The following is a 13,425-nucleotide window of genomic DNA, read 5'->3' as shown; positions in this document are numbered from 1 at the left end:
CATGCTGCTCGCGCCGGGTGTCTGTACGCACGTGAGTCGGCTCCACGGTACGGACGAGTTTGGGCACCACCCTCGAACCGTCAGTCGAAGACTCACGCTCGCCCGAAACGACCTCTTCTCGCAGGCCACGCCCCTGCTTCAGCCCACAACCGGGCTCACCGTCGAACGACTGTCGGACCCAGAAGAATTCCGTGCGCTGGTACCCGAAAGCCTTGCTACAGACACGCCGGGCAACGGCGGCCGGGCACGGGGGTGTTCAGGCGGTGCGGGAGCGTAGGCGGCGCAGCATGCGGGCGTCCTGGAAGCCGACGGCGCGGGCTGCGGCATCGACCGTCGTGCCCTGGCCGATGAGGTGTGCGGCGCGTTCGAGGCGGAGGGTCTGCTGGTAGCGCAGTGGGGTGAGGCCGGTGGCGCGGCCGAAGAGCCGGGTGAGGGTGCGCTCGCTCACGCCCACGGCCGCGGCCAGGGCGTGCAGCGGAAGCGGTCGGTCGAAGCGGGCGTCGATGATGTCCTGGGCGCGGTGCACGGTGTCGTCCAGATGGGAGCGGTGCCGGAACATCGCGCTGGACTGCTGCTCGTGCCCGTTGCGGCGGGCGTAGACGACCATGTCCCGGGCCACGCGGGCCGCGGCGGCCGGGCCGTGCCGGGTCGCCACCAGGTGCAGGGCCAGATCGATGCCGCTGGCGATGCCCGCCGAGGTGATCACCCGGTCGTCGGCGGTGAACAGCACGTCACGGACGACGGTCGCCTTGGGATGGCGCAGGGCCAGTTCGTCCTGTACGTCGTGGTGGGTGGTGCAGCGTCGGCCGTCGAGCAGACCGGCCCGGCCCAGCGCCTCGGCTCCGGCGCAGACGCTGGCGACCGTCCCGCCCCCGGCATGGTGATCGCGCAGCACCCGCAGGGAGGCGTCGGCGAGAGCGGGGCTCCGGGCCAGGGTCGTCGCCCGCCAGCCGGGCACGACGATCAGGTCGTCCGGCCCCAGTTGGGGCCAGTCGAGCCGGGCCATGAGCGACAGGCCCTGCGCGGTCGGGATCTGGGGCTGTTCGGCGATGTAGGCAAGGGTGTAGGGGTGCCCGAGGTCGGCGGCCGTGGAGAAGACCTGCGCCGGACCGGCCAGGTCGAGCACATGGACTTCGGGCACCAGGAAGAAGACGACATGGGTCACGATCCGGTCATCATGCCCGATGTGCTGCCGCCGCTTCCAGCCGGTCGATCGTGGCGAGGGTGGCGAAGCGTCCGGCGAGGGCGTACTCGGTGCGTCGGACGACCTCTTCGGCGGGCAGGGTGCGGGGGTCGGCGAGCAGTTCGGCGACGGTCCGGTCGGCGGGGGCGTCGGGGTGTGCGATGGGGTTGGTGGCGGTCGCGTCGGTGACGAAGGTGACCCGGTAGCCGAGGTCACCGGCCACCCGGGTGGTGGTCTCCACGCACTGCTCGGTGCGGATGCCGCACACGGTCAGGTCGCGGATGCCGTGCTCGGTGAGGAGTTGCTGCAGATTGGTGGTGGTGAAGGCGTTGTGCGAGGTCTTGCGGACCAGGGGCTCGCCGTCGGCTCGTTCGAGTCCTTCCATGAGCCGGACGTGGCCGAGCGCCGGGTCGAAGACATCACCGCTGCCGGGCTCGGCGTGCAGGACCCACACGACCAGGTCCCCCCGGTCCCGGGACAGCCGCACCAGACGGTTCACCTTGTCGGCGATCTCCGGGTCGGAGATGGTCTCCCACAGCGGGCGGGCACGGAAGGACTCCTGGACGTCGATGACGATCAGTGCTCGGGTCATGCCCCCAGCCTCCGGCGTCCGAGGAGGCCGGCGACAGACAGCATCAGGTCCGGCAGCGGACCGATCCGGTCAGCCACGGCTGTGGCAGGCAGGCCGGGCGCACGCCTCAGTGCCGGCGGTCCCAACGAGCCCACAGGGCGGGCGGTTTACGGAAGACCAGGCCGCGGACGGCGGACGGGCGGTCGGGGTCGGGGCGCAGGTCGTCGAGGCGGTCGAGGCAGGAGCGCAGGGCGATCCGGGTCTCCATCCGGGCCAGGTGGGCGCCCAGGCAGTAGTGCGGACCGTGCGCGAAGGCGAGGTGCTGCCGGGAGTTGGGGCGGCGAAGGTCGAAGCGGTCGGGGTCGGGAAACACGTCCGGGTCGCGATTGGCGGCCGCCAGTGACACGGTGACCAGGTCGCCCCGGTGAATGTCCGCGCCGGCCAGCCGCACGTCCCGGGTGGCGTACCGGTCGACCACGGCGGCGGCGGGCTCCAGCCGCAGGGACTCCTCGATCGCGTTGTCCAGCAGCTCCGGCTCCGCCCGCAGCTCCGCCAGCCGCCGTGGTGCGTGCAGAAGGTGGAACAGAAGGTTGGTGATCATCGCCTCGGTCGTCTCGATCCCGCCGAACAGCAGGATGGCCGCATTGCCCGCCAGGTCCGGCAGTTCCAGGTCCCGGGCGGCGGTGACCAGCAGGGACCGGGGCGATCCGGCGTCCACCGTGGCGGCGACGGCGTCCCGCAGCGCCGCGTAGGCGGCGGGGCCCTCGGCACCGGCGGGACGTCCTTCGGTCAGCTGGTGCACGGAGTGCACGATGGCCTCGTACCAGCGCAGTACCCGGTCGATCGGAACACCGTCCAGACCCAGGGCCCGCGCCATGGTCCTGGCGGCCAGCGGTCCGGCGAACTCCCGCCGCAGCTCGGCCTCCCCCCGTGCTTCGAGGCCGTCCAGCAGTCGGTCGGTCTCGTGCCGCACGGTGTCCGCGAAGGAGTCCCGCACCGCCGCGGGACGGAAGGGGTCGGTGAAGGGCCCACGGTGGCGGGCGTGTTCGGCACCGTCGAGGGAGAGCATGCTGGGGCCCGTGATCCGCGCCGTGGTGAACCGGGGGTCGTCCACGGTGAATGTCTCGGCGTCCCGCATCACGGCGAGGGCCGGGGCGCGTGAGGTGACCATCCATCCGCCCAGCGCCGCAAGCCACGCCACCGGGGTGGTGCCCCTCAGCCGGGCCAGGTGCGGATGGGGGTCCTCGGCCAACTGCGCGAGCGTGATCATGCCACCAGACTAGGGCAACGAGGCCGCCGCCCCCGGGGACCGGGGCTCTCGCGCAGCGGCGGTCAGCGCGGCCGCCGGCAGGTACGGCAGCGGCCCCCGCGAAGGCGGTGCCGTACGACATCACCGAGCCGGACGCCGCGTAGGCGGCCAAGGGCGAGCCGACGCCGACGGCGCTCGCACCGGCCGCCGGAAACGCCCGCGCGGAGGCGGCGACGACGCCGCCCACCGGGACGAACGGCAGGTCGGGGAAACGGGCCGCGCCGTATCGCCACCGTGGCCGCGTCGGTGGGGCTGTTCATGGTCCGCGCCGGGTCGGATCGAGGGGGTCGGTTCCTGTTCCGCCCGGACGATCTTGCCGTCCGTCGTGAAGCGGGTGCCGCCCCGGTGCGACAGGTGCGCGACGAGGAACAGTCCACGCGCAGAGCGTCGCCCGGAGCACCGGGACCCGGCCGCGGCGTGGCGGTCGAGACGCTCGGTGTGACGGTGGGCGGCGATCCGTCCGCGGCGGAACTGCGCCGTCCGGCCGCCCAGTTGGCCGACAGGGCCCCTCGGCCGGGCGCCGGGGGGACAGCGCCTGAGGTGAACCGCCGCCCGGTGCCTTGGACCCGGCCGGGCTACTTCTTCGGGAAGAAGTCGAGCACGGCCCGCCCCTCGCGCAGTTCCACCACGCGAAAGCCCAGCCCGTTGAGGCCGCCCGTGCCGCCCTCGCCGACCGACGTGGACAGGAACGTGCCGTCGCCAAAGGCCCGTAGGACCACGGAGCGCGCCGTGACGCTCGTGACCTCCAGCGAGCCCACCCCGAACCGGTCGTCGACCGGGATGCGCGTCGGCTGCTTCGTCACCACGATCCGGCAGCGCCCGTCGAAGCAGTCGCTGACGTCGGTGCCGTCGGCGGCTCCCCCGACGCCGGACACCGGGCCGGAGGGGGACGCGGAAGCGGACCGGGAGACGGGCGAGGAGCCGACGGGAGCGGGTGCGGACGGCGACTCGGCCCCCTGTGCCGAGCCGCCCCTCCCCGGACCGCCGTCTGCCGCTCCGCCGCCCGGACCGCAGCCCACGACGGCCACCGCCATGCCCAGCCCCAGCACCGCCAGGGCGCCCCGGTGCGCTCCGATCCCCATCGCCCAACTCCTTACCGCGTGCCCGGCGCCCGTGCCGAACGGGCCTTTCACGGTCTTTCCGTTCCACGGTCCCCCTGCGGGCACACCGCGGGGACGGGTCCCGAACACAAGGGCGCATCATGACGGCCACAGCGGGCTGAAGCGAGCGGGGTCAAGACCGGTGCCGCGCAGGCGCCGACGTAGCAGATCGCGGGCGCCGAGCACCCCTCCGGTGGGTTCGTCCGCGGGAGGTGGGGAAGGCGGCCCGGGCGGGTGGCCCGCTTGCGTTACGCTCCGGCGTTGTGAGCGAGGCCAGCGCAGAAGGAGCCGAACCGCACCCGGCACGACCACCCGCCGGACCGGAGGTGACGCTGCGTCTGGCGGTGGTTCTGCTGGTCGCGGCCTCCGGGGCGGTGGAGGCCGTCTCCTTCACCGCACTGGACCATGTCTTCGCCGGGGTCATGACGAGCAACCTCGCGCTGCTCGGAATGGCGATCGGCCGGGGACAGAACACGGGTGTGACGGCGGCCGTGCTGGCGCTGGCCGGGTTCGGCCTGGGCGCCGCGGCGGTCGCGTGGCTCACGCGACGGCGCACGGGCGCGGTCCCGCACTGGCCGACACCGGTGATCCTCTGTCTGGGCGGCGAGGCCGCCCTGCTCGCGGTGGGCGCGGGGGTCTGGGCCGCGGTCGGCGGCACGCCGGGGGACACGCTGCGGGACGTCCTGCAGTTCGGTGCCGCGGCGGCCATGGGGATCCAGGCGGCGGCGATGGTGGCGGCCGGGCGGGCCGCGGCGCCCACCACCTATCTCACCGGCACGCTGGCCACGTACATCGTCAAGGGGGTGGGCGCGGCCCGCCCGGACCGGTGGGTGCCGGCCCGGCTGGGCGCCCTGATCGTGGGTGCGGGCGCGTGCATGGCACTCCTGCGGGCGGCTCCGGCGTGGGCCGCCGTCCTTCCCGCCGTGCTGGTACTCGGCGCCCTCCTGACGGCCTGTCAGCCGCTGACCCGGATGCGTCGCGCCCCGGCCGGGCAGGGTGACGCCCCAGCGCCGCCGGATTGAGGACCCAGCGCCACCGGATTGAGGGCCCAGCGCGGACACGCGTCAGCGAGGCAGAGCACCGCCCGGTCGAGAACCCACCGCGGACACCCGTCAGCAAGGCAGGGCGCCCCCGCGCTGCCGCGGGCCGGCGGCGGCTCAGCCGGCCCGGCGAAGAGGCCCCGGACGCTGTTGTCCGACTCCGCGTGCCCCTCGGACGTGCCGTTCGCCCGCCACCCGCGACAGCGCGGCCGGGCCGCACAGATCGACGGTGCCGCCGTGCGCGACCTCCCGGCAGGCGCCGCCGAGTTCGACGAGGCGGCGGGCCCTGGCCGATCCGACCGCGCCGGTTCCGGCGATCGCGGCCTTCACAGCCTCGCCTCCCGCGGCCGGCCGGCCGGCGATGGCTCCGCCCGTACGGGCACGACGGCCTCGCCGGTGTACGCGAGGAAGGTCAGCGTCTCCTGGAAGTACAACCGGATGCTCGTGTCGTCGTGCGACAGGTAGCCGATGGACAGGTCCTGGCCGATGCGCAGTTCGAAGTCCCCGCCGCGTTTCGACAGCAGGAAGGCGCCGTCGATGGCGGGCGCCCAGACGATATCGCCGTCCAGGACCCGGGCGATGTGCTTGATGACGGGGTAGCCGTAGTCGGAGGTCTCGCTGACGGCGGTGTACGCCTCGGCGCTCAGCGCCAGCGCGTACGGGCCGCCGACGCCCGCGAGCCGCAGCGCCGTCAGGGCCTTGCTGACGACGTCCGGGTAGGCGCCTACCTCGGCGGGCAGGGCCAGGGCCGTGTCGGACGAACTCTGCCGCAGTCCGGTGATGTCCGCCGCGGCATAGCCCTCGAACACGGCGCGGTCCTCGGCGAACGCGATCTTCCGAGCGGCGTCCTTGACCGGCTGCCAGTCCGCGTCCCTGGCGCCGCGCGCGACGTCGTCGACCTGCTGCCGGTCGACGGTGAACGGCACCCGCAGTTCTACCAGGGGCTGGAACCGGCGTACGCGCGCCGTGACCCCGTCGGCCGGCGCCGCCACGTCCGCCAGGTGGCCGCTGCCCACACCCGCAAGTTCGGTACCGCCCGGTTCGGGCACGTCGACGATCCGGCGGGCCGCGATGTGCCGTTTGAACGTGCGCCGTGCCTCGTCCTCCAGATCGGCCCAGGCCGCGGCGGAGATGGGTGCCAGTTCCCGGTGCAGATTGTCCATCGTGCAAGCTCGCCTCCTGTCACGTCCTCAGATCACCGATGCCGAGGGAGCCGTCGGCGGCCGCCGGCGGAAGCGCCGCCGTGACGGCCTCGGTCTCGTCCGCGCCGAAGGTGTCGTCCGCGCTGTCGTTTTCGTCCGCGCTGTCGGTCTCCGTCGCTCGGCCCGCGGTCGGCGGATCGGGGAGGTTGTCGAGAAAGTCACTGGTGGGGACATGGAACAGCGACCCGGTCACCGGGGTGGAGAAGTCCAGGATCCGGTCGTGGGAGGCCGGCGGGTCGCCCAGGAACATGCGCTCAAGCATCCGCTCCGTCACCGCCGGGGTGCGGGCGTAGCCGATGAAGTAGGTGCCGAACTCGCCCTCCCCCACGCTGCCGAAGGGCATGTTGTCGCGCAGGATCTCGTGCTTCGTGCCGTCCGGGTCCTCGATCGTGGTCAGCGCCACATGGGAGTCGGCCGGTTTGACGGCGTCGTCCAGTTCGATGTCGGACAGCTTCCGGCGCCCGATCACCGACTCCTGGGCCTCGACCGGAAGGGCGTTCCACGCCTGGAGATCGTGCAGATACTTCTGCACGATCACATAGCTGCCGCCGCTGAACGGCGGGTCCTCGTCACCGATCAGGACCGCCGCGTCCGCGGCGGGGCCCGTCGGGTTCTCCGTGCCGTCGACGAATCCGAGCAGATCACGCACATCGAAGTACTTGAAGCCATGGACCTCGTCGCGGGTGGTGACCACACCGCGCAGCCGTTCCATGATCTCGGCGGCCAGCGCGAAGCACAGATCAAGCCGGGCCGCACGAATGTGGAACAACAGGTCACCCGGGGTCGAGACGGCGTGGTGCCGGGCGCCGGCCAACGCGCGGAAGGTGTGCAGCTCGGCCGGGCGGGGGCCGGCGAACAGCCGGTCCCAGGCGGTGGAGCCGATGCCCGCGACCACACTGAGCCGCCCGTCCTGTGACGCCCTGAAGCCGATCGCCCGCTGGAGCCCGGTCAGGTCCGACAGCGTCTCCCGTACGACCGGCTCGCCGCCCTCGTCGACGGTCAGGACCAAGAAGATCGCCGCGCTCGTCAGCGGCGACAACACGGGCTGGGGCACCGGCCGTTGGGAGTGCGCGGGCATCAAGGGCTCCCCTTCCTGACGGTCACGGACAGAGGTCGGCGATGATCGTGAACGGGGAGACACACGCGCACCTGTACGTGAAGCGGCTCCGGCCTGCGGCGGCCCGGAATTCGCGCGCAGGCACTGACCCGATCGGGTGCTTCCGGGGCACTCATTTCACCGTATGGCCCAGCCTCGGCCCCCGCCACCGGCCGGTTGGGACAGACGGTCCTGCCCGGCCGGCGAGCGGTCGCCCCGGCGTCGTGGGAGAGCACCACGACGCCGGGGGCGGCGCCTCCCCGGCCCGGCGCCCCTGGTGTGCTCACCAGTAGTGACGACGGCCTCCGACCGCGTGTCCCACGGCGCCGAGGATCCACAGGATCAGCCCGATCACCAGGAGGATGATTCCTATCGTCCACAGAAAGTTCAGGCTGGTGAGGAATCCCACGACCAGCAGAATGATCCCCAGAACAATCATGGTCACTCCCTCGGGGTTCGTTGTACGAACCTCATCGACCTCATGACCGCCGAATATCCCGTCCACCGGCGGCAAAACGGGACAGCGTCCCTCGCCCGGTCAAACGGGACGGCGTCCCTCACTCGGTCAGCGGCGTCGCGGCACCGACGACTCCGACGCCGCCTCGTCCCAGGTGCCGCCTCCGCTGACCACGGGCGACCGGGTCAGTCCGACGATGCCCGCCGTCATGAGGGCGACACCCACCAGTTCGGGCAGCAGGCGCCAGCCCAGCGCGATGCGCTCCCCGAACAGCAGGCCGCCGAGGGCGACGCTGATCAGGGCGTCCCCCAGGGTCAGGGCCGGCTGGGAGACGGCCAGGGTGCCCGCCCGCAACGTCCACTGGAGCAGCAGCACGCTCAGCAGACCGGTGGTGGCGGCGGCGTAGGTGTGCCATGTGGTGAGGACCGCGGTGGGTCCGTCCGGGAAGCGCGCGGTCACCTCCTTGATGAGCGCGGCCGTGACCGCGAAGCAGGCGGCGGTCGCGACGCCGAGCGTGGCGGCCTGCGGCGGGCCGCGCAACCGCAGGGCCGTCGCCAGCAGGACGGCGACACAGCCCGCCAGCCCGCCGCCGACCAGCAGCCAGCGCCAGTCGTCGGCCCGTTCCCCGCCCTGGGACGGGGACGCGCTGAGCAGGAAGACCGCCAGGCCGGCGGCGAGCATCACGAAGGGGAGCCAGGTCCGGCCCCCCGGCGAGTGCCGGAACACCACCGCCCCGATGAGCAGGGTGAACAGCAGCTCGCTGGCCAGCAGCGGCTGCACGACCGACAGTTCCCCGGCGTCCAGGGCGATGACCTGGAAGACCGCGGACAGCAGCATGGCCATCGCGCCGGCCCACCAGTACGGACGCCTCAGCAGTCCCACCAGTCGGGCGACGGCGGCCTTCGCGCCCCGGCCGCGGACCTCGTCCGGCTGGACCGCGGCCCTGCGCTGCAGGACGGAGGCCGCCGCGTTGCACAGCGCGGACAGCAGGGCCGTGACGACGGTGAGCACGTTCATGCGGATGCCTGTCGTTCGCGGAAAGCCCCGACGAGCGGCCACCGCACAGCCGAGGGGCGAGCGGAAGCCTGCGGCACGAACACAGTGGTAACCGCCGTGCGCGTCGATAAACCTGCCCGCTGTGGCTCCGCACGACGGGTGGATACCGACCGGCCCCCGTTTGGCGGCCGGTCGTACGGATACCTGTGGCCCACTGTGCGATACAAGGTGACCATGCCGCATACGTGTCCGTGCCCGCCGGATCCCTGCCCGCCGCCGCATACCGCCGTGCCCGGGCGGGGCGCCGCCGAACCGGTGCGGCGCCGGCTGTGAGCCGTCTGCTGGTGGTCAGCGCGAGCATGGGGGCGGGCCATGACGCGGTGGCGGTCGAGCTGGCCCGGCGGCTGCGCGCGGCCGGACACGAGGCGCTGCACACGGACGTACTGGAGCTGCTGCCCGCCCGTATCGGAGCGGGGCTGCGCAGCTTCTACCGCTCGTCGATCCGTTACGCCCCTCTGGTGTACGCGGGCATCTACGCCAGCTTCTTCCGTGCCGGCGACGGCCCGCGGCCGGGCAGCACTCCACTTGCCGCGCTCGCCGAGGACCGGTTGCGCACCGAGGTGGCAGACGGTCGGGCCGACGCGGTCGTCGCGGTCTTCCATCTCGCCGCACAGCTGACCGGCCGGATGCGCGCCCGCGGACGGCTCACGGTGCCCAGCGCGGTGGTGATCACCGACTTCGCCGTGCACCGGCAGTGGCTGCACCGGGGGAACGACCTCCACCTCTGCCTCACCGAGGAGATCGCCCAGGACGTACGGCTGCGCCTGGGACGGCCCGCCACCGCGTGCGGTCCGCTGCTGCCGGACCACTTCCGCCCGCACCCGGCGGGCGAGTCGTACTGGCGGCGCCGGCTCGCCGACGCGGCCGGGCGGCGCGCGCCCGTGCTGCTGTCCGCCGGGGCGTGGGGTGTCGGAAGCCGGCTCGGCGCGACGGCCCGGCTGCTGTCCCGCGCCGGATATCTGCCGGTCGCCCTGTGCGGGCGCAACGAGCGGCTGCGCCGCGCCCTTGCGAAGGTGCCGGGGACGCTCGCCATGGGCTGGGTGGAGGACATGCCGGGCCTGATCGCGGCCTGTGCCGCCGTGGTCGACAACGCCGCGGGGCAGACGGCGCTGGAAGCGCTGGCCGTCGGTGTCCCGGTGATCGGGTACCGTCCCATTCCGGGCCACGGCGCGGAGGGCGTGCACCGGATGGCGGCGCTCGGTCTGACCGAGTACGCGGACGACGCCTGGCAGTTGGTGCGGACCCTGGACCGCCTCGGCCCGGACGCCTCGGCGCCCGGCCGCCGTCTGGTCCGGGGGGACATCATCCGGCCGCTGGAGCGGCTGACCGCCCGCGGGGTGATGGGCGGATCCGACGACGACACCTGACGCCATGCTCCCGTCGGCGCCCGAACCGGCCCCGCCCCGCCCCGTACCGGATCACCGGAAGCCGACACCGGTGCCCGGCCATCTGCTCGTGACGCCCACCGCCCCGGCATCGGGCGTACGCACCCGGCTCACCACCCCGGGACCGCAGCGGCAACCGGACCGGTCCAGGCCCGCCCCCGCCCCGTACCGGATCACCGGAAGCCGACACCGGTGCCCGGCCATCTGCTCGTGACGCCCACCGCCCCGGCATCGGGGGTGCCCACCGGGCTCACCACCCCGGGACCGCGGCGGCGACCGGATCGGTCCAGGCCCGCCCCCGCCCCGTACCGGATCACCGGAAGCCGACACCGGTGCCCGGCCATCTGCTCGTGACGCCCGCCGCCCCGGCATCGGGGGTGCGCACCGGGCTGACCACGCCGTGCTCGCCGAGCGGGCCCACCGACAGGCCGGCCGCTCGGCACGCCCCCACCAGTGCGGGCAGGGCGGCCAGCGTCGCCCGCCAGCACCCCGGTGCCGCATGGCGGTCGGTGTCGTGCAGCAGCACCGTGCCCCCGCCCCGCAGGTCGGCCAGCACGGTCGCGGTTACGGACCGCGCGGTGGCATCGCCGGTCCAGTCGCGGCCCCAGGCCGTCCACAGGACGGGGCGCAGTCCGGTGCGGCGCGCGGCCAGCAGCCGGTCGCCGGTCAGGATGCCGTACGGCGGCCGGTACCAGATGGGGGCGGTGCCGGACACCTGCGCCACCGCGTGCGCGGCTCGTGCGAGCCGTCGGGTCTCCCGGCGCGGAGCGGGCCGCCAGGGGCGGTTGTGCGTCCAGCCGTGGACGGCGAGTTCATGACCACGCCGGACGATGTCCCGGCTCAGCCGCTCGTGGCCCAGCACCTGCTCGCCCAGCACGAAGAACGTGGCGCGGACCGCGAGTTCGTCGAGGGCGGCCAAGAAGGCGGGGGTGGAACGGGGATCGGGACCGTCGTCGAAGGTGAGCGCCACATGGTCCGGGGCGCCCGTGCCCGCCAGCACGGGCAGCAGGGCGCGCCGCGGACCGGGCAGCCAGGTTCCGGCCGGCCCGATGTGGGCGGCGGCGACGAGCGCCGGGACGGCGAGAGCCCTGGTGACCAACCGGCCCCAGTGGATGTCGTCCGGCACGTCCGTCTCCCTTCGCATCCCCGTACGGTCGTCCGGCCCGAACACGGCCCCCGTAACACGGCTCCCGCGCGGTCGTCCGGCCCGAACACGGCCCCCGCGCGGTCGTCCGGCCCGAACACGGCCCCCTCGCGGTCGCCGTGGTGCCTTCAACCGAATCGGCCCGCCAGCCGCCGGTACGTGGTGGGTACCAGGGCGCGCAACGCGATCGGCACCCGCAGCCAGCGGGGCACGAACACCTCGGGCTGGTCCCGGCGTACCGCCGTGACGACCGCGGCGGCCACCTGCTCGGGCGGCACCGGACGCGGGCGGGTACGCACGTAGGGCACCCCTCTCCGGGCGAAGAACGGGGTGTCCACCACGCCGGGCACGAGATGGGTCACCCGCACACCGGTGCCCTTCAACTCGTACCGCAACGCGTCCGCGAAGGCGCCGAGGCCCGCCTTCGCCGCGGAGTACACCGCTTCCTCCCGCACGCCGACGCATCCCGCGACGGAACCGATCAGCACGAGCCGGCCCTGGCGCCGCGCCGTCATATGGGGCAGCATCTGCCGGACCAGGTGCACCACCGACGCCAGGTCCACGGTGAGCACGTGGTCCACTTCGTCGGCCGGCATCGAGGCGAACGGCCCGGCCCAGCCCACTCCCGCCGCGGCGACGAGCAGATCGATGTCCTGTGCCTTTCCGAAGGCCCGATGGGCCAGTTGCCGGGGGCCGTCGGCGGCGGCCAGGTCACAGGGAATCGCGACGGCTGACGTCTCGCGCGCCACCGTGTCCAGCCGGGCGCGGTCACGTCCGGTGAGCAGCAGGTCCCACCCCTCGGTCGCCAGGGAGCGTGCGACGGCCGCCCCGATCCCGGAAGAGGCACCCGTGACCAGCGCCACGCCCGCCGTGGGTACGGTGCCCGATGCGCGGGTGGTCGGCCCCGTGTACGGATCCACCGTGGCGCGTCCCAAGTTGACCTCCTTCGCGTGGCGGGCCTCCGTACGGCGCCGGAGTCCGCGGGCCGCCCCTGAAGCGCGCCCGCTGAGCCCCGTCGGTCCTCACGCACGCGTGCCTTCGACGATGACGACGACCATCGAGGGGTAGCCACGGTTCGCGGGTTTCAAACCCGCTGCCGCACCGGCCGCGGCCCGCTTCGGCGGCCGGTTTTCCGGATCGTCGCACCATGGATCGAGCACGGCAACGCCGCCTTCGCCGAAGCCGAATGGAGCAATACGGAGCAATACGGAGCAACGCAGAGGAACACGGACACCCGTTGTGCCGTGGCGGTGCCGGACCCTGGCCGCCGACGCCGGGCCGCACCGGGCGCCATGGGCCGGTGAGAGTCCGGGGCAGGGTACGACGCTGCGCGACAACCGCAAATCGGCGGCGTCGTAAACGGCCCTGGGGCGCCGCCGGCCCCGTTTGTAGTACCCGACGGCCGGATCGACAGTGAGAACCATGAACCGTCACCGACGCCCACCCCGGAAGGCCCCGTGGATCGCGGCGGGCGCGGCCGTGGTCGTCTGTGGCGGCATCGGCGTGTGGTTTCTGACGGGGCCGCACGGCGGCACGCCCCGCCCGACGCCGTCTCCCTCGGGGAACCCGCCCCTGCCGACACCGCCGTCGCGCACGCCCCAGCCGGAGACATCCGGCACCACGCCGGCGACCCCGACCTCCACACCCACGCGGCCGTCCCCGACGGAGACGCCCACCACCACACGACCGACGGCGACGCGCCCACCGGCGCCCAGACCGACGGCGACGGCTCGGCAGCCGACGCCACCGACCCACCCGGCGGCGCCCAGCGCAACGACGCCGCCCCCGTCGGCCGATCGCGTCGGTCCCCGGTGACGCGGGTCACCGGTGATCGCGTAGATTGCCGAGACTGTCACGACGGAGAGGCGGTTCGAAGACGTGG

At 73.6% G+C, this 13,425-nt stretch carries 15 protein-coding genes; 2 read left to right on the top strand and 13 right to left on the bottom strand.

Annotation, left to right across the window (positions count from 1 at the left end; all coding sequences use genetic code 11):
• Positions 1–256 precede the first annotated feature (256 nt).
• From ABT245_RS11440 to ABT245_RS11425, 4 genes are all read right to left on the bottom strand, one after another.
• On the bottom strand, positions 257–1,165 hold the full coding sequence (locus ABT245_RS11440) for a GlxA family transcriptional regulator (protein ID WP_351731796.1): 909 nt from the start codon (positions 1,163–1,165) through the stop codon (positions 257–259).
• A gap of 10 nt (positions 1,166–1,175) precedes the next feature.
• Positions 1,176–1,775 (bottom strand): isochorismatase family protein, encoded by a 600-nt coding sequence (locus ABT245_RS11435; RefSeq protein WP_351731794.1) that lies wholly within the window; start codon positions 1,773–1,775, stop codon positions 1,176–1,178.
• Positions 1,776–1,881: 106 nt separating this feature from the next.
• On the bottom strand, positions 1,882–3,024 hold the full coding sequence (locus ABT245_RS11430) for a cytochrome P450 (RefSeq protein WP_351731791.1): 1,143 nt from the start codon (positions 3,022–3,024) through the stop codon (positions 1,882–1,884).
• Between the two features lie 614 nt (positions 3,025–3,638).
• The gene (locus ABT245_RS11425; protein WP_351731789.1) at positions 3,639–4,145 is read right to left on the bottom strand and encodes a hypothetical protein; all 507 of its coding nucleotides are present in this window, start codon (positions 4,143–4,145) and stop codon (positions 3,639–3,641) included.
• A 281-nt stretch (positions 4,146–4,426) separates the two neighbouring features.
• Between ABT245_RS11425 and ABT245_RS11420 the strand changes: the two genes are divergently transcribed.
• Positions 4,427–5,185: a DUF1275 family protein gene (locus tag ABT245_RS11420; RefSeq protein WP_351731787.1), complete on the top strand. Its 759-nt coding sequence runs from the start codon at positions 4,427–4,429 to the stop codon at positions 5,183–5,185.
• A gap of 135 nt (positions 5,186–5,320) precedes the next feature.
• Here ABT245_RS11420 and ABT245_RS11415 read toward each other — a convergent pair whose 3' ends face one another.
• The 5 genes from ABT245_RS11415 to ABT245_RS11395 form a co-directional block, all read right to left on the bottom strand.
• Positions 5,321–5,533, bottom strand: a complete 213-nt coding sequence (locus tag ABT245_RS11415) for a hypothetical protein (protein WP_351731784.1) — start codon at positions 5,531–5,533, stop codon at positions 5,321–5,323.
• A complete protein-coding gene (locus ABT245_RS11410) occupies positions 5,530–6,366 on the bottom strand; it encodes a family 1 encapsulin nanocompartment shell protein (RefSeq protein WP_351731781.1) in 837 nt (278 codons plus the stop codon). The genes ABT245_RS11415 and ABT245_RS11410 overlap by 4 nt, the downstream gene beginning before the upstream one ends.
• A gap of 19 nt (positions 6,367–6,385) precedes the next feature.
• A complete protein-coding gene (locus ABT245_RS11405) occupies positions 6,386–7,483 on the bottom strand; it encodes a Dyp-type peroxidase (protein WP_351731778.1) in 1,098 nt (365 codons plus the stop codon).
• Between the two features lie 301 nt (positions 7,484–7,784).
• A complete protein-coding gene (locus ABT245_RS11400; protein ID WP_351731776.1) occupies positions 7,785–7,940 on the bottom strand; it encodes a DUF6131 family protein in 156 nt (51 codons plus the stop codon).
• Positions 7,941–8,066: 126 nt separating this feature from the next.
• Positions 8,067–8,975, bottom strand: a complete 909-nt coding sequence (locus ABT245_RS11395) for a DMT family transporter (RefSeq protein WP_351731773.1) — start codon at positions 8,973–8,975, stop codon at positions 8,067–8,069.
• 338 nt (positions 8,976–9,313) lie between these two features.
• On the opposite strand from ABT245_RS11395, the gene ABT245_RS11390 reads away from it, so the two are divergent.
• Positions 9,314–10,381 carry an MGDG synthase family glycosyltransferase gene (locus ABT245_RS11390; protein WP_351732106.1) on the top strand — a complete coding sequence of 356 codons (1,068 nt, stop codon included), beginning with the start codon at positions 9,314–9,316 and terminating at the stop codon, positions 10,379–10,381.
• A gap of 331 nt (positions 10,382–10,712) precedes the next feature.
• On the opposite strand, the gene ABT245_RS11385 is transcribed toward ABT245_RS11390, so the two are convergent.
• From ABT245_RS11385 to ABT245_RS11370, 4 genes are all read right to left on the bottom strand, one after another.
• Complete coding sequence (locus ABT245_RS11385) at positions 10,713–11,543, bottom strand: polysaccharide deacetylase family protein (protein ID WP_351731770.1); 831 nt, start codon at positions 11,541–11,543, stop codon at positions 10,713–10,715.
• 128 nt (positions 11,544–11,671) lie between these two features.
• The gene (locus ABT245_RS11380) at positions 11,672–12,478 is read right to left on the bottom strand and encodes an SDR family NAD(P)-dependent oxidoreductase (RefSeq protein ID WP_502982108.1); all 807 of its coding nucleotides are present in this window, start codon (positions 12,476–12,478) and stop codon (positions 11,672–11,674) included.
• A gap of 87 nt (positions 12,479–12,565) precedes the next feature.
• Complete coding sequence (locus ABT245_RS11375) at positions 12,566–12,703, bottom strand: hypothetical protein (protein ID WP_351731767.1); 138 nt, start codon at positions 12,701–12,703, stop codon at positions 12,566–12,568.
• A 270-nt stretch (positions 12,704–12,973) separates the two neighbouring features.
• Positions 12,974–13,399 (bottom strand): hypothetical protein, encoded by a 426-nt coding sequence (locus ABT245_RS11370; RefSeq protein WP_351731765.1) that lies wholly within the window; start codon positions 13,397–13,399, stop codon positions 12,974–12,976.
• Positions 13,400–13,425: the final 26 nt, after the last annotated feature.

The sequence above is a fragment of the Streptomyces sp. NPDC001508 genome, assembly GCF_040298665.1.
In the GTDB taxonomy this organism is placed as follows: Bacteria; Actinomycetota; Actinomycetes; order Streptomycetales; family Streptomycetaceae; genus Streptomyces.
The sequence above is the reverse complement of the archived record's forward strand: the minus strand, read 5'-3'. Positions and strand labels throughout refer to the sequence as shown.